The sequence below is a fragment of the uncultured Nevskia sp. genome, from assembly GCF_903885465.1.
Taxonomy (GTDB): domain Bacteria; phylum Pseudomonadota; class Gammaproteobacteria; order Nevskiales; family Nevskiaceae; genus Nevskia.
Window position 1 is genome coordinate 1 of the sequence record NZ_CAISIQ010000431.1, and the last position, 16443, is coordinate 16443.

At 64.1% G+C, this 16443-nt stretch carries 16 protein-coding genes; 5 read left to right on the top strand and 11 right to left on the bottom strand.

Annotated elements, in window-relative coordinates; genetic code table 11:
* The 3 genes from QZY06_RS16655 to QZY06_RS16665 form a co-directional block, all read right to left on the bottom strand.
* On the bottom strand, positions 1–641 hold a 641-nt coding region (locus QZY06_RS16655; protein WP_295686182.1), incomplete at its 3' end, for an amino acid--tRNA ligase-related protein.
* Positions 642–705: 64 nt separating this feature from the next.
* Positions 706–1383: a DUF502 domain-containing protein gene (locus QZY06_RS16660; RefSeq protein ID WP_295686183.1), complete on the bottom strand. Its 678-nt coding sequence runs from the start codon at positions 1381–1383 to the stop codon at positions 706–708.
* 4 nt (positions 1384–1387) lie between these two features.
* Positions 1388–1705, bottom strand: a complete 318-nt coding sequence (locus QZY06_RS16665; protein ID WP_295686184.1) for a zinc ribbon domain-containing protein — start codon at positions 1703–1705, stop codon at positions 1388–1390.
* A gap of 194 nt (positions 1706–1899) precedes the next feature.
* Here QZY06_RS16665 and QZY06_RS16670 point away from each other — a divergent pair, with 194 nt between their 5' ends.
* Positions 1900–2916: an acetamidase/formamidase family protein gene (locus QZY06_RS16670; protein ID WP_295686196.1), complete on the top strand. Its 1017-nt coding sequence runs from the start codon at positions 1900–1902 to the stop codon at positions 2914–2916.
* A gap of 78 nt (positions 2917–2994) precedes the next feature.
* On the opposite strand, the gene prpF is transcribed toward QZY06_RS16670, so the two are convergent.
* The 6 genes from prpF to prpB form a co-directional block, all read right to left on the bottom strand.
* Positions 2995–4188 carry a 2-methylaconitate cis-trans isomerase PrpF gene (gene prpF / locus QZY06_RS16675; RefSeq protein ID WP_295686185.1) on the bottom strand — a complete coding sequence of 398 codons (1194 nt, stop codon included), beginning with the start codon at positions 4186–4188 and terminating at the stop codon, positions 2995–2997.
* Positions 4189–4221: 33 nt separating this feature from the next.
* Positions 4222–4599, bottom strand: a complete 378-nt coding sequence (locus tag QZY06_RS16680; RefSeq protein WP_295686186.1) for an endonuclease domain-containing protein — start codon at positions 4597–4599, stop codon at positions 4222–4224.
* A 109-nt stretch (positions 4600–4708) separates the two neighbouring features.
* Positions 4709–5251 (bottom strand): hypothetical protein, encoded by a 543-nt coding sequence (locus tag QZY06_RS16685; RefSeq protein ID WP_295686187.1) that lies wholly within the window; start codon positions 5249–5251, stop codon positions 4709–4711.
* 36 nt (positions 5252–5287) lie between these two features.
* Positions 5288–7882, bottom strand: coding sequence for a Fe/S-dependent 2-methylisocitrate dehydratase AcnD (gene acnD, locus QZY06_RS16690; protein ID WP_295686188.1), 2595 nt, complete (start codon positions 7880–7882; stop codon positions 5288–5290).
* 211 nt (positions 7883–8093) lie between these two features.
* Positions 8094–9257 carry a 2-methylcitrate synthase gene (prpC, locus tag QZY06_RS16695; RefSeq protein WP_022977424.1) on the bottom strand — a complete coding sequence of 388 codons (1164 nt, stop codon included), beginning with the start codon at positions 9255–9257 and terminating at the stop codon, positions 8094–8096.
* A 71-nt stretch (positions 9258–9328) separates the two neighbouring features.
* Complete coding sequence (gene prpB / locus QZY06_RS16700; RefSeq protein ID WP_295686189.1) at positions 9329–10213, bottom strand: methylisocitrate lyase; 885 nt, start codon at positions 10211–10213, stop codon at positions 9329–9331.
* A gap of 267 nt (positions 10214–10480) precedes the next feature.
* On the opposite strand from prpB, the gene prpR reads away from it, so the two are divergent.
* Positions 10481–12091 carry a propionate catabolism operon regulatory protein PrpR gene (gene prpR, locus QZY06_RS16705; protein ID WP_295686190.1) on the top strand — a complete coding sequence of 537 codons (1611 nt, stop codon included), beginning with the start codon at positions 10481–10483 and terminating at the stop codon, positions 12089–12091.
* A gap of 9 nt (positions 12092–12100) precedes the next feature.
* Here prpR and QZY06_RS16710 read toward each other — a convergent pair whose 3' ends face one another.
* On the bottom strand, positions 12101–12709 hold the full coding sequence (locus QZY06_RS16710) for a TetR/AcrR family transcriptional regulator (protein ID WP_295686191.1): 609 nt from the start codon (positions 12707–12709) through the stop codon (positions 12101–12103).
* 207 nt (positions 12710–12916) lie between these two features.
* On the opposite strand from QZY06_RS16710, the gene QZY06_RS16715 reads away from it, so the two are divergent.
* From QZY06_RS16715 to QZY06_RS16725, 3 genes are all read left to right on the top strand, one after another.
* Positions 12917–13642: an SDR family oxidoreductase gene (locus tag QZY06_RS16715; protein ID WP_295686192.1), complete on the top strand. Its 726-nt coding sequence runs from the start codon at positions 12917–12919 to the stop codon at positions 13640–13642.
* Between the two features lie 51 nt (positions 13643–13693).
* On the top strand, positions 13694–14770 hold the full coding sequence (locus tag QZY06_RS16720; protein WP_295686193.1) for an alkene reductase: 1077 nt from the start codon (positions 13694–13696) through the stop codon (positions 14768–14770).
* Between the two features lie 93 nt (positions 14771–14863).
* On the top strand, positions 14864–15898 hold the full coding sequence (locus tag QZY06_RS16725; RefSeq protein ID WP_295686194.1) for an MBL fold metallo-hydrolase: 1035 nt from the start codon (positions 14864–14866) through the stop codon (positions 15896–15898).
* 3 nt (positions 15899–15901) lie between these two features.
* Here QZY06_RS16725 and QZY06_RS16730 read toward each other — a convergent pair.
* On the bottom strand, positions 15902–16443 hold a 542-nt coding region (locus QZY06_RS16730), incomplete at its 5' end, for a DUF885 family protein (RefSeq protein ID WP_295686195.1).

Sequence of the window (16443 nt, forward strand, 5' to 3'; positions counted from 1 at the left end):
ATCTGGCTGTAACGATCCATGCCGGCCACCATCAATAATTGCTTGAGCAACTGTGGTGATTGGGGCAGGGCGTAAAACATGCCCGGATGCACGCGACTGGGCACCAGATAATCGCGCGCGCCTTCCGGCGTGGCGCGGGTCAGGATCGGCGTCTCGACGTCGATGAAGCCGAGCTCGTCCATCTTGTTGCGGATGCGGCGGATCACGTCGTGGCGCAGACGCAGGTTCTTCTGCATCAGCGGCCGGCGCAGATCGATGTAGCGGTACTTGAGGCGGGTTTCCTCGCCAACCGTGTCGTCATCGAGCTGGAACGGCGGGGTTTCCGACTTGTTCAGCACTTCCACCGAGCGGCCGAGCACTTCGATGCGGCCGGTCGGCAGATTGGCGTTGACCGTGCCTTCCGGACGGGCGCGAACCAGGCCGGTGATCTGCACGACGTATTCGCTGCGCAGACGTTCGGCGGCGGCGAAGGTTTCGGCGTTGTCCGGATCGAAGACGATCTGCAGCAGGCCTTCGCGGTCGCGCAGGTCGATGAAGATCACGCCACCGTGGTCGCGGCGGCGCTGGACCCAGCCGCAAACCTGGACGGTCTGGCCGGTCAACGCTTCAGTGACCTGGCCGCAGTAATGGGAACGCATCATCGAAATCACGCAGCAATATGAACAAGACGGCGATTGTACCGTCCGATGCCGGCCCTGTGTCGTCTCAGCGTGGCGCGACCGGCAGCGCAGGCGGCGTGATGCCGGGAGCAACGACGCCGAGCGAGATGATGTAGCGCATGCCTTCCTCGACCGTCACGTCGAGGAATTTCAGCTCCGCGGCCGGCACCTGCATGATGAAACCGCCGGTCGGGTTCGGGGTGGTCGGCACGAACACCGGGATCAGATCCTGGCCGGTTGCCTCACGCACCACTTTCAGCGGATCGCCGGCCTGGAAGCCGATCGTCCATAGCCCGGCGCGCGGCCATTCGATCAGCACCACGCGCTTGAACGCCGTCGATTCCCGCGAGAACAACGTCTCGGCGAGTTTCTTGACGCCGCCGTACAAGGTGCGCACCAGCGGAATGCGGAACAGCATTTCCTCGGCCCAGTGCAGCAGCCGTCCGCCGAGGTAATTCGCTGCCAGCGCGCCGGTACCGAACACCAGACCGACGCTCAGGAACACGCCCAGGCCCGGGAAATCCGGGCGCAGCGACGGCGGAATCAGCAGCAGGCTGGTATCGAGCAGGCCGATCAGGAAGCGGATCACCAGCAAGGTGGCCGCCAGCGGCACCCAGATCAGCAGTCCGGCGAAGAACCATTGCCTCAGCACCACGCGCAGCAGGCGCGGCGCGGGCTCGGGAGGCGGCGGCGCTTCCGGCAGCGGCTCGCCGAGGTCGCTCACCGGTTCAGGCGACCGGCGTGGTCGGTGCCGCCGGCGTTGCAGCTGGCGCCGCAGCAGCGGGGGCGGCGGCAGGCTTGTCAGCGACCTTGTCGGGCTTGACGGCGCTTTCGGCGCTGTCACCGGCGAGATTGCGCTTGTTGTCCGACTTGAAGTCGGTCTCGTACCAGCCCGCGCCCTTCAGGCGGAAGCCGGCGGCGGAAATCTGCTTGGTCAGGCTGGGCGTGTGGCAGGCCGGGCAGTCGACGGCCGGCGGATCGGACAGCTTCTGCAGGATCGTCGTCGGCTTGCCGCAGTTGGTACAGGCGTATTCGTAGAACGGCATGGTTCACCTCTAAAACGCGATTCTATTCCGAGATGGCACGGTGGGCCCGCCAGCGCCGAATTCAAGCCAGAAACGGGCCACCGTCGACACTCTTGGTAGAGGCCCTCAAGGTCGGGTATTCACCGGCAAGGCCGTCTACAAGGCAGTGCGGTCGTTCCGTTCCGCACCGGACGCCACCGGAGACGACCTTGAAAATGCTCGCAGTTCTGGCAATCCCCGCCGCGCTGATCCTGCAGGTGGCAGCGCCGGCTCAGGCCGCACCGACGATCCACGATCTGAAGGCGACGCCGACCACCGTGCACCGCGGCTTCTTCGACGCCTCGCTGCCGCCGGTGCTGACCATCGACTCCGGCGACATCGTGCGTCTGGAAACCGCCAGCGGCAATCCGCGCTACTTCGAAGGTCTCGGAGTGCCAAAGGAGAAGATTCCGAAGGAGCTGTACGCGACTTTCGAAGGCGTGGAAGGCGCTGGTCGCGGCGATCACACGCTCAACGGCCCGATCCGCGTCCGCGGTGCCGAGCCCGGCGACGTGCTGGAGATCCGCATCCGCTCCGTTGAAGTCCGGCTGCCGATCGCCGGCCAGGGCTTTCGCCCTAAGCGTGGCGTGCTGCCCGACGAATTCGACTACCAGAAGGACCGGGTGCTGTGGATAGACATGAAACGCCAGAGCGTCGAGTACGCGCCCGGCGTTGAAGTGCCGGTCAAGCCGTTCTGGGGCGTGATCGCGGTGGCGCCGGAGGCCAGCCGCGGCCGTGTCGCCAGCGGCCCGCCGGACGTGTTCGGCGGCAATCTCGACAATCGCGATCTCGGCGCCGGCAGCACCGTGTTCCTGCCGGTGCAGGCCACCGGCGGGCTGGTGTCGATCGGCGACGGCCATGCCGTGCAAGGCCACGGCGAGGTCTGCCTGTCGGCCGTGGAAGCCTCGTTGAAAGGCGACGTGCAGATCATCCTGCATAAGAACAAGGCGCTGAAGGGCCCGCGCGCGGAAACCGCGACGCACTACATGAGCATCGGCCTCAATCCCGACCTCGACGAAGCCGCCCGCCTGGCGACCAGCGACATGGTCGACTTCCTGGCAACCACCAAAGGCCTGTCGCGAGACGACGCCTACATGCTGTGCAGCGCGGCGATGGACCTGATCATCTCCGAAGCCGTCGACGGGACCAAGGGCGTGCACGCGATGCTGCCGAAGTCGATCTTCCGCAAGTAGCTGCACGTCCCGGACAACAAAGAAGCCCGGACGACTCGCGTCATCCGGGCTTCTTTTTGCCTCAGCGGTCCGGCGGCTTCAGAAAGAGTCGCCCGGCACCCGCACCCAGCCTTCCATCAGCACGCGGGCCGAGCGCGACATGATCGCTTTCTTGACCACCCACTGACCGTTCTCCTGGGTCGCTTCCGCACCGACTCTCAAGGTGCCGGACGGATGACCGAAGCGCACCGCCGTCCTCGCACCACCACCGGCGGCGAGATTGACCAGGGTGCCGGGGATCGCCGCCGCGGTGCCGATGGCCACCGCCGCCGTGCCCATCATCGCGTGATGCAGCTTGCCCATCGACAGCGCGCGGACATTGAGATCGATCTCGCTCGCCTTGATCGCCTTGCCGCTGGACGAAACGTAATCGGTCGGTGGCGCCACGAACGCCACCTTCGGCGTGTGCTGGCGCTTGGCCGCTTCGGACACATCCTTTATCAAACCCATGTGCAGCGCGCCGTACGCGCGGATGGTCTCGAACTTGGCGAGCACTTCCGGCTTGGTGTTGATCGCTTCGCGCAGCTCGGTGCCGGTGTAGCCGATCTCCGCCGCGTTGATGAACACGGTCGGAATGCCGGCGTTGATCATCGTCGCCTTCAAGGTGCCGATGCCGGGCACTTCGAGATCGTCGACGAGATTGCCGGTCGGGAACATCGAGCCGCCGCCGTCGCCATCACCTTCATCGGCCGGATCGAGAAACTCGATCTGCACCTCGGCCGCCGGGAAGGTCACGCCGTCGAGCTCGAAGTCGCCAGTTTCCTGCACTGCGCCGTTGCTGATCGGCACGTGGGCGATGATCGTCTTCAGGATCTGCACCTGCCAGATGCGCACCGTGCAGATGCCGTTCTGCGGAATGCGCGCGGCATCGACCAGGCCGTTGCTAATCGCGAACGAGCCGACGGCGGCAGTGAGGTTGCCGCAGTTGCCGGACCAGTCGACGAAAGCCTTGTCGATCGACACCTGACCGAACATGTAATCGACGTCGTGATCAGCCTTGCTGCATTTGGCGAGGATCACGGTCTTGGAAGTCGAAGACGTGGCGCCGCCCATGCCGTCGATCTGCGCGCCGTAGGGATCAGGCGAACCGATAACCCGCAGCAGCAGCTTGTCGCGCGCCTCGCCCGCGACCTGGCAGCGCTCGGGCAAGTCCGTGAGCTTGAAGAACACGCCTTTGCTGGTGCCGCCGCGGACGTAGGTGGCGGGGATTTTTACCTGCGGGATATGGGTCATGAGCAGCCTGTTCAATTGGTGAAGTTAATCGCTTTAGTCACCCCTCTCCCCTCGCGGGAGAGGGGCCGGGGGAGAGGGGGAAGTCGGGACGACCGCCGCCCAAATCACATCCAGCACGCTATCCGTACTCTGCAGAATCTGATCATTCCAGAACCGCAGCACCTTGAATCCTTGTCCTTTCAGCCAGGCATCCCGTGCATCGTCCCTGGCGCTTTCATTGTGCTGGCCGCCATCTGCCTCAACGATCACTCTCGCACCAAGATGCACGAGATCCACCACATAAGGCCCGATCGGCTGCTGGCGTCGAAACTTCTGACCATCCAGGCGATGCGCCCGCAAATGCTTCCACAACAGCCTTTCGGCATCCGTCATGTTCTGACGTAGAGATTTGGCGAGCTGTTGCGGGTTCATCGCGTCCCCCTCTCCCCAACCCCTCTCCCGCGAGGGGAGAGGGGCTAAGTGCCCGCCAATTCGAAAAGCCGGGTACTGACGCGCAAGGTCCAACTCCACTTGCACGTCCCTAAAGCAAACCAAATTGCTGCTGAGGCGGCTCGATCGCTGCCGCAAGCGGCCAGCGACCCACCACCTCGTACCGATACGGGTTACCGCAGCCTCGCACCAGCAGCAGTTCATCGACTGTCCACTCGATCGGTTCGATGGCCACGGATGGCAGTGGAGACGGTGCCTTGTAACTGATGGTCAGGTGCGGGCCATGACCGGTCTCGTCATCGATGCCCTCAGCCAGCAAGGCCGCCCGTACCGACGTCAGCACGGTCTCCAGCCCCTTGGGTTTGCCCATGGCGCGGAACGCCCAATGGATGCCTCTTGGTCCGGCGCCCGTCCCGTTGATGCGATTGAGCGTCATCACAAAGGAAGGTGCTGACACTCGGGCACCCGCTCGCAACATGGCGGCCCGGAACTTGGGCTTGTCATCCTGACGATCGGAGAAAGACTGATGCCAGTTACCGGACTCGAACTGGGCTTCACCTAGCCGCAGATCGAGACCATTGGCGGCAACAGCAGCTTCCATCCGCGCACGAATCGCCGGCTGCGGCTGCGCCATGAAAATCAGTGGATCCAGCCTGGCCACCTCGAAACCTCAGGCCGCTTTCGTCGACGCCAGGAAATCCATTGCGAACCGCTGCAACACACCTCCGGCCTCGTAGACCAGCACTTCCTCGTCCGAATCCAGACGGCAGGTCATCGGCACTTCGAGCTTCTCGCCGTTCTTGCGGGTGATGACCAGGGTCAGCGTCGTGCGCGGTGCGAGCTTGCCGGTGACGTCGTAGGTTTCGGTGCCGTCGATGCCCAGCGTCAGGCGCGTGGTACCCGGCTTGAATTCGAGCGGCAGCACGCCCATGCCGATCAGGTTGGTGCGGTGGATGCGCTCGAAGCCTTCGGCGGCGATGACTTCGACACCAGCCAAACGCACGCCTTTCGCTGCCCAGTCACGCGAGCTGCCCTGGCCGTAGTCGGCACCGGCGACGATGATCAGCGGCTGCTTGCGCTCCATGTAGGTTTCGATCGCTTCCCACATGCGCACGACCTTGCCTTCCGGCTCGATGCGCGCCAGCGAACCCTTCTTGACCTTGCCGTCGACCACGGCCATTTCGTTGACCAGCTGCGGGTTGGCGAAGGTCGCGCGCTGCGCGGTGAGATGGTCGCCGCGATGGGTGGCGTAGGAATTGAAGTCCTCTTCCGGCAGACCCATCTTGTGCAGGTACTCGCCGGCGGCGCTGTCCATCATGATCGCGTTCGACGGCGACAGATGATCGGTCGTGATGTTGTCCGGCAGCACCGCCAGCGCGCGCAGGCCCTTCAAAGTGCGGGCACCAGCCAGCGCGCCTTCCCAGTACGGCGGACGGCGGATGTAGGTGCTCATCTCGCGCCATTCGTACAGCGGGCTGATCTTTTCGTCGCCGAGCACCTTGAAGGTGAACATCGGGTCGTAGACCTTGCGGAACTGCTCCGGCTTCACCGAGCTTGCGACCACCGAATCGATCTCGGCGTCGGTCGGCCAGATGTCCTTCAGGGTGACCGGCTTGCCATCCTTGTCGATACCGAGCACGTCCTTCTCGATATCGAAACGCACGGTGCCGGCGATCGCGTAGGCGACGACCAGCGGCGGGCTGGCCAGGAAGGCCTGCTTCGCGTACGGATGGATGCGGCCATCGAAATTGCGATTGCCGGACAGCACGGCCGTCGCGTACAGATCGCGGTCGATGACTTCCTTCTGGATCTTCGGATCGAGTGCACCGGACATGCCGTTGCAGGTCGTGCAGGCGAAGGCGACGATGCCGAAGCCGAGCTTTTCAAGCTCGCCCAGCAGGTTTGCTTCCTCGAGATAGAGCTGCACGGCTTTCGAGCCGGGCGCCAGCGAGGACTTCACCCAGGGCTTGCGCGTCAGACCGCGGGCATTGGCGTTGCGCGCCAGCAGGGCCGCGGCAATGACATTGCGTGGGTTCGAGGTGTTGGTGCACGAGGTGATCGCCGCGATGATCACCGCGCCGTCCGGCATCTCGCCCGGCACTTCTTCCCACTTCGCGGCGATGCCACGCTCGGCGAGTGCCGAGGTCGGCAGGCGCTTGTGCGGGTTGCTTGGGCCAGCCATGTTGCGAACCACGGTCGACAGATCGAACTTCAGAACGCGCTCGTATTCAGCGGTCTTCAGATCATCGGCCCACAGGCCGGTGTGCTTGGCGTATAGCTCAACCAGCTTGACCTGCTCGTCGGCACGGCCGGTGAGCTTGAGATAGTCGATGGTGTTCTTGTCGATGAAGAACATCGCGGCAGTAGCGCCGTATTCAGGCGCCATGTTGGAGATCGTCGCGCGATCGCCAAGCGTGAGCGCCGATGCGCCTTCGCCGTAGAACTCCAGATAGGCGCCGACGACTTTCTGCTGACGCAGGAATTCGGTCAATGCCAGCACCACGTCGGTAGCGGTGATGCCTTCGTGCGGCTTACCGCTCAACTCGACACCGGTGATGTCCGGCAGGCGCATCCACGAAGCGCGGCCGAGCATGACGTTCTCGGCTTCGAGGCCGCCGACGCCGATCGCGATGACGCCCAGCGCATCGACATGCGGCGTGTGGCTGTCGGTGCCGACGCAGGTGTCCGGGAACGCCAGACCGTCCTGCGTGTAGATCACCGGGCTCATTCTTTCCAGATTGATCTGATGCATGATCCCGTTGCCTGGCGGGATCACTTCCATGTTCTTGAACGCCTTCCGAGTCCATTCGATGAAATGGAATCGATCGTCGTTGCGGCGATCCTCGATCGCACGATTCTTCTTGAACGCATCCTTCTCGAAACCGCCGTGCTCGACGGCCAGCGAGTGGTCGACGATCAGCTGCACCGGCACCACCGGATTGACCTTGGCCGGATCTCCGCCCATGTCGGCAATCGCGTCACGCAGGCCGGCGAGATCGACGAGTGCGGTCTGGCCAAGAATGTCGTGGCAGACCACGCGCACCGGGAACCACGGGAAATCCAGATCCCGCTTGCGCTCGATCAGCTGGCCCAGATAAGCCGTGAGCTTTTCCGGCTCGCCCTTGCGCACCAGGTTCTCGGCATGCACACGCGCCGTGTACGACAACGTCGCGTAAGCGCCGGGCTTGATGGCATCGACGGCCGCGCGGGCATCGAAGTAGTCGAGCGAAGTGCCGGGGAGGTTCTTGCGGTACTGGGTGTTCATGGCTCGGGGAATCCGTAGGGTGGGCAGGTTTCATCTGCCTACGCGGGACAACGGTCTGGCTGGGGTACAGCGGCGGGCAGATGAGGCTTGCCCGCCCGACAACGGCGTCATTCCCGCACAGGCGGGAATCCAGTTTCGACTTGCACGCACCGCTGGCAACCGAAAACTGGATCCCCGCCTTCGCGGGGATGACCTTCGCTTCAGGCGAAGGTCACTTGCGGTCTTTCAGCGGCACGAACGTCAGATCTTCCGGGCCAACGTAGTTGGCGCTTGGACGAATGATCTTGCCGTCGATGCGCTGCTCGATGATGTGCGCGCTCCAGCCGCTAGTGCGGGCAATGACGAACAGCGGCGTGAACATCGCCGTCGGCACACCCATCATGTTGTAGCTGACAGCGCTGAACCAATCGAGATTCGGGAACATCTTCTTGATGTCCCACATCACCGTTTCCAGACGCTCGGCGATGTCGAACATCTTGGTGCTGCCCGCTTCCACCGACAGATCCTTGGCAACCTGCTTGATCACCTTGTTGCGCGGATCGCTGACCGTGTAGACCGGATGGCCGAAGCCAATGACAACTTCCTTCTTCTCGACACGCGCCTTGATATCGGCTTCGGCTTCGTCCGGATTGTCGTAGCGCTTCTGGATTTCGAACGCCACTTCATTGGCGCCGCCGTGCTTCGGGCCGCGCAGCGCGCCGATGCCGCCAGCGATGGCCGAATGCATGTCCGAGCCGGTGCCGGCGATCACGCGGGCGGTGAAGGTCGATGCGTTGAACTCGTGTTCGGCATACAGCACCAGCGAGGTGTGCATCGCCTTCACCCAGGAATCGCAGGGCTTCTCGCCATGCAGCAGATGCAGGAAGTGGCCGCCGATGGAGTCGTCGTCGGTCTCCACGTCGATGATGTTGCCGTTCTGGCTGTAGTGGTACCAGTACAGCAGCATCGAACCGAGCGAAGCCATCAGCTTGTCGGCGATGTCGCGGGCACCCGGATGATTGTGGTCGTCCTTCTCCGGCAGCACGCAGCCGAGCACCGAAACGCCAGTGCGCATCACGTCCATCGGATGGCTGGCCGCGGGCAGCGCTTCGAGCGCAGCCTTGACCGCAGCCGGCAGGCCGCGCAGCGCCTTCAGCTTTGTCTTGTAAGCCTTGAGTTCGGATGCGGTCGGCAGCTTGCCGTGCACCAGCAGATGGGCGATTTCCTCGAACTCGCAGGCGTTGGCGACATCGAGGATGTCGTAGCCGCGATAGTGCAGGTCATTGCCGGTACGGCCGACGGTGCACAGCGCCGTGTTGCCAGCGGTGGTGCCACTGAGGGCAACGGACTTCTTCGGCTTGAAGCCGCTCGCGGGGGCAGCGGTTGTTTCGCTCATGAGGTCTCCTGAGACTGTTCGGGTGTTGTTATTCGAGGTCGCTTTCGGGGCGGGGTCGCACGCGTCAGTGCTTACTTCTTCTTCGCCGCAAAGAGGGCGTCGAGCCGGTTCTCAAACGAGTGATAGCCGATGCGGTCGTACAGCTCGGCACGCGTCTGCATCAGCTCGATGACGTCCTTCTGATGCCCATCGCGGCGGACCGCAGTGTAAACGGCCTCTGCCGCCTTGTTCGCCGCACGGAAGGCCGACAGCGGATAGAGCTGGATGGCGACACCGACCGAGGCCAGCTCGTCACGCGTGAACAGCGGCGTGGCGCCGAACTCGGTGATGTTGGCGAGCACCGGCACCTTCACGGCATCGACGAAGCGCTTGTAGGTGGCAAGGTCGTAGGCGGCTTCGGCGAAGATGCCGTCGGCACCGGCTTCGACGCAGGCGATCGAGCGCTCGATCGCGGCATCGACACCTTCGGCCTGGATCGCATCGGTGCGAGCGATGATGAAGAAGTTCGAATCGGTCTTGGCATCGGCAGCGGCCTTGACGCGATCGGCCATCTCTTCCTTCGAGACGATTTCCTTGCCTGGACGATGACCGCAGCGCTTGGCGCCGACCTGGTCCTCGATGTGGCAGGCGGCAGCACCGGCCTTGATCAGCGCCTTCACCGTGCGCTCGATGTTGAAAGCGCTGGCGCCAAAGCCGGTATCGATATCGACCAGCAGCGGCAGGTCGCAGACATCGGTGATCCGGCGGGTGTCGACCAGCACGTCATCCATCGTGTTGATGCCGAGATCCGGCATGCCCAGCGAGCCGGCGGCAACGCCGCCACCGGAGAGATAGATCGCCTTGAACCCGGCGCGCTTGGCCAGCAGCGCGTGGTTGGCGTTGATCGCGCCGATGACCTGCAGCGGCTTTTCGGCAGCAAGGGCGGCGCGGAATGCGGCTCCGGCGGAATGGGTCATGGGCAGCTCCTCAGATGGCGGACGGGCGACGCCGGGCCTTAAGCCGGACTTCGCGACCCGCCGATGGTGACGGGTGGCCCAGTTACTCAAGAGCCGTGCCATCGCCGAAGACAGCCCTCGACCCAGTTTTAATCCTTCGCAACACCATGAATTTCTTATCTATTGCTGGCATTCATCGGCTGCGCTGACGAAAGCACGTCATGTCTCGATCGAACACACCGTGTCTCATGAAACATTTGAAACACCGAATGGAACATAATTCGCGACATGCAGAACAACGAATCCTTCCTGCCGGCGATCTGGACCGTCAGCGTCACCCGCCTGTCGCGGCTGATGCGCGAAGTCACCACCGAATTCGACGGCCGCGCCCATATCGAAACCATCGACCTCGGCTTCGAGGAGGCAGTCACCCATATCCGTGAACGGCTGCGCGACGAGGACTGCGACGTCGTGCTGTCGGCCGGTTCCAACGGCGAGTACCTGCGCAATCGCATCGACAAGCCGATCGTCCTGGTGCGGCCGGACGGCTTCGATCTGATGCAGGCGCTGACCCGCGCGCGCCGCCATTCAAGCAAGGTCGGGATCATCAGCTACGGCGATGCCCTGCCCGCGTTCAGCGCCTTCAAGCAGGAATTCGGCCTGCAGATCGAACAGCGTTCGTACAGCAATACCGAGGAAGTACGCGACCTGGTCGCCGAGCTGGTTTCGCTCGGCTGCGGTGTCATCGTCGGCACCGGCTACGTCTCCGAACTCGCCGACCGTGCCGGCGCTATCGGCATCCTGATGTACTCGCCGGATTCGATCCGGCGCGCCTTCGAACAAGCCATCGACCTCGCCCGCATGTTGTCTGCGGCACGCAGCGGCGTTCGCCGCGCGCCGACCACGCCGGACTCGCGCTACAGCCTGCGTCGCCTGATCGGCAACAGCGACAAGATGGTGGCGCTGCGCGATCAGGTGCGGCTCTACGGCGCCAGCGACCGCACCGTGCTGATCACCGGCGAAACCGGCACCGGCAAGGAACTGGTGGCGCAGGCGCTGCACGGCGCCAGCCCGCGACGCAGCGCGCCGTTCATCGCGGTGAACTGCGGTGCGATCGCCGAATCGCTGCTCGAATCGGAACTGTTCGGCTACGCCGACGGCGCCTTCACCGGCTCGCGCCGCGGCGGCCGGGTCGGCCTGATCGAAGCGGCCAATGGCGGCACGCTGTTTCTCGACGAGATCGGCGAAATGCCGCTGGCGCTGCAGACCCGGCTGCTGCGCGTGCTCGAAGAGCGCGAAGTGCTGAGAGTCGGCAGCGTGCGGCCGACGCCGGTGGACGTGCGGGTGATCGCCGCCACGCTCTGGGAGCTCGAGGCGCTGGTCGCCGAGAACCGCTTTCGCCGCGACCTCTACTATCGGCTCAATGTGCTGCGTCTGGCGCTGGCGCCGCTGCGCGAACACGCCGACGACATCCCCTTGCTGCTGATGAGCTGCCTGCGCGCGGTGGGTGTCGGTGCGATGGTCATCGACGGCCCGGCGCAGGCCGCGCTGCAGCAGCACAGCTGGCCCGGCAATGTCCGCGAACTGCGCAATCTCGCCGAACGCATCGCCGTGCTGGGGCTGGCCGAATCGCCGCTATCGGCACTGACCCGTCCGCTGCTGCTGCGTTGTGCACCGGAGTTGTTCGCCAGGACGGCGATGCCCAATCCGGTAGCCGCGATCGATGGCGACACTGCAGAAGATCGAGAAGCGATCAGCCCCTCACGCAAGCGCCCGGAAGCTGCGGCCTTGCGAGCCTTGCTGCAGCGTCATAGCGGTCAGCGTGGCGCAGCGGCCAAGGCGCTCGGTGTATCGCGCAGTACCTTGTGGCGCTGGTTGCAGGAGGACGGCAATAGCTAGCGAAGCGCTTCAGGCGCCGTGCGCATCCATCAACACGCGCGCGGCATGCAGCGCGCTGGACACCGGCCCGCCCTTGGGGAAGGTCAGCCGCGCCAGATAGCCGCCTTCCATCAGCAGCATCAGCGCATCGCCGAGCTGTTCCGGCTCGCGGGCCTGCATCGCTTTCGCCAGCGCCCGGAAGCGGCGGCGGATTTCGCTCTTGTGGGCGATGACCACGGCCCGGCCCGGATGCTCGTCCTCGACGATCTCGACCGCGGCATTGGCCAGCCCGCAGCCGCGTGATTCCTTCGAGCAGGTCTTGTTGACGTGAGCCTCGAACAGCGCTTCGGCCTGGGCGCGCGGCTGGCCCTGATGCGGCGCCACGATGCCATCCCACCAGATCCAGAAGTTGCGATCCTTGAAGCGCAGATACTCGGCGACCAGCTCATCCTTGCTCGCGAAGCTGCGATAGAAGCTCATCTTGTTGGTGCCGGCTTCGCAGGCGATGGCATCGACACCGACCGCGCGAATGCCGTGTCGATAGAACAGTTCGCAGGCGGTCTCGAAGATGCGATCACGAACGCGCGGCCGGCCGGCCTGCTCGGCAAGGGTCGGGTCTTCGGACTTCACGGTGTTCATCATCGCATCCACTCCAGCAGCAACATGACAGCATTTTCGCACGTGACGACTTAGATCATGGGGTGAGCCCTAAGCCGGCTTGACAGCCCTGTTACCGATCAGTAACGTACCGCCACTGTTACCGATCGGTAACAACCCCAGGTTCGCGATGTTGCAGCTTCATGTCAAGCCGCCGCACCTGCAGACCAGCCGCAACGGAGAAGCAGAATGACCAAGATTGCCGTGATTACCGGTGCCAACAAGGGCATCGGCTACGAAACCGCTAAACAGCTGACCCAGGCCGGCGTGCAGGTAATAGTTGCCGCCCGCTCGCAGGACAAGGCGGATGCCGCCGTCGCCAAGTTGGCCGCAGAAGGCTTCAAGACCGAAGCGCTGGCGCTCGATGTCACCGACGCTGCCAGCATCGCCAGCGCCGTCGCCACCGTGCAGAAGAAGCATGGTCACCTCGACATCCTGATCAACAACGCCGGCGTGATGAACGACGACGGTGCGAAGAAGGTCAGCGAGCAGAGCCTGGACATCTGGCGCAGCACTTTCGATACCAATGTCTTCGGCGTGATCGCCGTCACCCAGGCGTTCCTGCCGCTGCTGCACAAGTCCGCGGCCGGCCGCATCGTCAATCTGTCGAGCATCCTGGCCTCGAACACTCTGCACAGCGATCCGGCCTCGCCGATCTACAACTTCAAGGTACCCGCCTACAACGTTTCGAAGACCGCGCTGAACGGCTGGACCGTGCAGCTTGCGTATGAGCTGCGCGACACCAACATCAAGGTCAACTCGGCCCATCCCGGCCACGTGCAGACCGACATGGGCGGCCCCGAAGCACCGATGGCGATTCCCGATGGCGCGAAAACCAGCGTCGAGCTGGCGCTGCTGCCGGCCGATGGCCCGAACGGTGGCTACTTCCACATGGGTCAGGCGCTGCCCTGGTAAGCCTGCTGCAAATCTCTCGAACACCCCTTCAACACATTCAGGACTTCACTCATGACCCAGCAATTGCTCACGCCGATCAAGGTCGGCTACCTCACGCTTCCGAACCGCCTGGTGATGGCGCCGCTGACCCGCGCCCGCGCCGGCACCACGCATGTGCCGCATGCGCTGATGGCCGAGTACTACTCGCAGCGCGCCAGCGCCGGCCTGATCATGACCGAGTGCACGATGGTCGCCGATGACGCCAGCGCCTTCATCGCCGAAGGCGGCATCTTCAGCGATGAAACCATGGCCGGCTGGAAGCTGGTCACCGACGCGGTTCACGCCAAGGGCGGCCGGATCATCATGCAGATCTGGCATCCGGGCCGTGCCGCACATTCGGGCATCAACAACGTGCTGCCGATCTCGTCCAGCGCCAAGGCGATCAACGACAGCACCCACACCTTGAAGGGCAAGCTGCCCTACGAAGTGCCGAGAGTGCTCGCCGAGTCCGAGATGCCTGGCATCGTCGAACTGTTCCGCAAGGCCGCCGAGCGCGCCAAGGCCGCCGGTTTTGACGGCGTGCAGATTCACGGCGCCCACGGCTATCTGGTCGACCAGTTCCTGCGTGACAGCCAGAACGATCGCACCGATGGCTACGGCGGCACGCTGGAAAAGCGCGCCCGCCTGCTGCTGGAAGTGACCGATGCGGCGATCTCGGTGTTCGGCGCCGGCGGCGTCAGCATCCGCATCTCGCCGCTGGTGGCGTTCAACGACATGAGCGATTCCGATCCGAAGGCGCTGGTGAAGTACGTGGCGCAGCAGATGTCGGCGCGCAAGATCGCGTTCTTCGAACTGCGCCATGACCAGCATGATCGTCCCGCGGAAATCGAACTCGCCAACATCGCCCGCACCAATTTCGACGGTGTGCTGATGCTCAACGGCGGCTTCGATCAGGCCTCCGGCGAAGCAGCCGTCGCCAGCGGCCTGGCCGATGCGATCGTCTACGGCAAGCTGTTCATCGCCAACCCGGATCTGGTCGAGCGCTTCAAGCAGCACGCCGAGCTGAATCCGCTGGACATGGCCACGCTGTATGGCGGCAACGAAAAGGGCTACACCGATTACCCGGCGCTGGAAACAGCGGCAGCGTAGAGGCGAACTCACGCAAGGACGCAGAAGGCGCCCAGCAGAGAAGCTTTCCCCCCGGAGCTTTTCCTGCGTCTTCCGTCCTTGCGTGAGGCAAGCTTGCGCCACACCGCACAGGCCAGCCTGATGACCCCTACCGAACAACACGACCCTGCCCTGCCACCGCATCGCGATGCGCAGGGCAACTTTCATAATCCGCCAGGCGCGCCCCGCGCTCGCGGCACGACTGCGGACTGGCTGCGTTTCTTCCGCGATGTCAGCTTTGGCGCAAAGAGCCTGCGCCAGCCGGCGATCCCGGCCGGCCATGTGCTCGATGAAGAAGCCGCGCTCGCGCAACTCGCGTCCTTCGGCGATCAAGACACGCTGACCTGGCTCGGCCACGCCTGCTTTCTGATCCGGCTCGATGGCAAGACCATCCTCACCGATCCCTATCTCAGCGCTCACGCGTCACCCGTACAGGGCTTCGGCCCGAAGCGCTTTGCCGGCACCGGCATCGCGATCGAACAGCTGCCGAAGCTCGATGCGATCCTGCTGTCGCACAATCATTACGACCATCTTGATGCCGTGGCGCTGCGCAAGCTGGCCCGGCACAGTCGCCAGGCCTGCGTCATCATCCCGCTGGGCCTCAAATCGCTGATCGAAAGCCTGGGCTACAGCAACGTCCACGAACTGGACTGGGGCGCTCAGCACGTCGAGAACGGCCTGACCGTCACTGCCGTCCCGGCCGTGCATTTCTCGTCACGCACGCCGTTCGATCGCAATCGCACTCTGTGGTGCGGCTTCGCACTCGCATCGCAGAAGCATCGCGTCTACTTCGCTGGCGATACCGGCTGGGGCGAAGTGTTCGAGCACGCCGGCCGGCGCTTTGGCCCGTTCGATACCGCACTGGTGCCGATCGGCGCCTACGAACCACGGCCGCTGATGCAGGCCGTGCACGCCAATCCCGAAGAAGCGGTGCGCATCGGCAAGGCCATGCAGGCGCAGCGACTGGTGGCGATGCACTGGGGCACGGTCGCACTGACCACCGAGCCGGCTTTCGATCCACCGCCGCGTTTCCTCTCCGCCGCAGGCCAGTCCGGCTATGCGCCGGAGCAGGCCTGGGTCATGAAGATCGGAGAGACGCGGGCGCTGTAAGCCTCAGCCCTTCTTCTCCGCCAGCCACTTCGTCACCACCGCATCGAGTACCGGCAGCGGCAAGGAACCACTGCCGAGCACCACCTTGTGGAATTCCTTGAGATCGAACTTGTCGCCGAGTTCGGTCTTGGCGCGCTCGCGCAGTTCAAGGATCTTCAGCATGCCGAGCTTGTAGCCGAGCGCCTGACCAGGCCAGACCAGGTAACGCTCGATCTCGGCGGTGGCATAGGCCTCGCCCAGGCCGGTCTTGTCGATCATGTAGGCCAGCGCCTGTTCGCGGCTCCAGCGCTTGGCGTGCATGCCGGTGTCGACCACCAGACGCACGGCGCGGAATAGTTCGGCCTGCAGGCGGCCGAGGTTGTCGAACGGGTCTTTCTCGTAGCCGAGTTCCCAGGCCAGACGTTCGCTGTACAGCGCCCAGCCTTCGGCATAGGCATTGAACGGCAGCACGTTGCGGAAGATCGGCACGTCCTTCAGTTCCTGAGCGATCGCGATCTGGAAGTGATGGCCGGGAATCGCTTCGTGATAGGCCAAGGTGCGCATGC

Excerpts from the sequence above, each read along its gene's own strand:
- QZY06_RS16720 (WP_295686193.1), top strand. The coding sequence starts at position 13,694 with ATGACCCAGCAATTGCTCACGCCGATCAAGGTCGGCTACCTCACGCTT.
- prpF (WP_295686185.1), bottom strand. The coding sequence starts at position 4,188 with ATGACCCATATCCCGCAGGTAAAAATCCCCGCCACCTACGTCCGCGGC.
- QZY06_RS16715 (WP_295686192.1), top strand. The coding sequence starts at position 12,917 with ATGACCAAGATTGCCGTGATTACCGGTGCCAACAAGGGCATCGGCTAC.
- acnD (WP_295686188.1), bottom strand. The coding sequence starts at position 7,882 with ATGAACACCCAGTACCGCAAGAACCTCCCCGGCACTTCGCTCGACTAC.
- prpC (WP_022977424.1), bottom strand. The coding sequence starts at position 9,257 with ATGAGCGAAACAACCGCTGCCCCCGCGAGCGGCTTCAAGCCGAAGAAG.
- QZY06_RS16680 (WP_295686186.1), bottom strand. The coding sequence starts at position 4,599 with ATGAACCCGCAACAGCTCGCCAAATCTCTACGTCAGAACATGACGGAT.
- prpR (WP_295686190.1), top strand. The coding sequence starts at position 10,481 with ATGCAGAACAACGAATCCTTCCTGCCGGCGATCTGGACCGTCAGCGTC.
- QZY06_RS16670 (WP_295686196.1), top strand. The coding sequence starts at position 1,900 with ATGCTCGCAGTTCTGGCAATCCCCGCCGCGCTGATCCTGCAGGTGGCA.
- QZY06_RS16710 (WP_295686191.1), bottom strand. The coding sequence starts at position 12,709 with ATGAACACCGTGAAGTCCGAAGACCCGACCCTTGCCGAGCAGGCCGGC.
- QZY06_RS16685 (WP_295686187.1), bottom strand. The coding sequence starts at position 5,251 with ATGGCGCAGCCGCAGCCGGCGATTCGTGCGCGGATGGAAGCTGCTGTT.
- QZY06_RS16665 (WP_295686184.1), bottom strand. The coding sequence starts at position 1,705 with ATGCCGTTCTACGAATACGCCTGTACCAACTGCGGCAAGCCGACGACG.
- prpB (WP_295686189.1), bottom strand. The coding sequence starts at position 10,213 with ATGACCCATTCCGCCGGAGCCGCATTCCGCGCCGCCCTTGCTGCCGAA.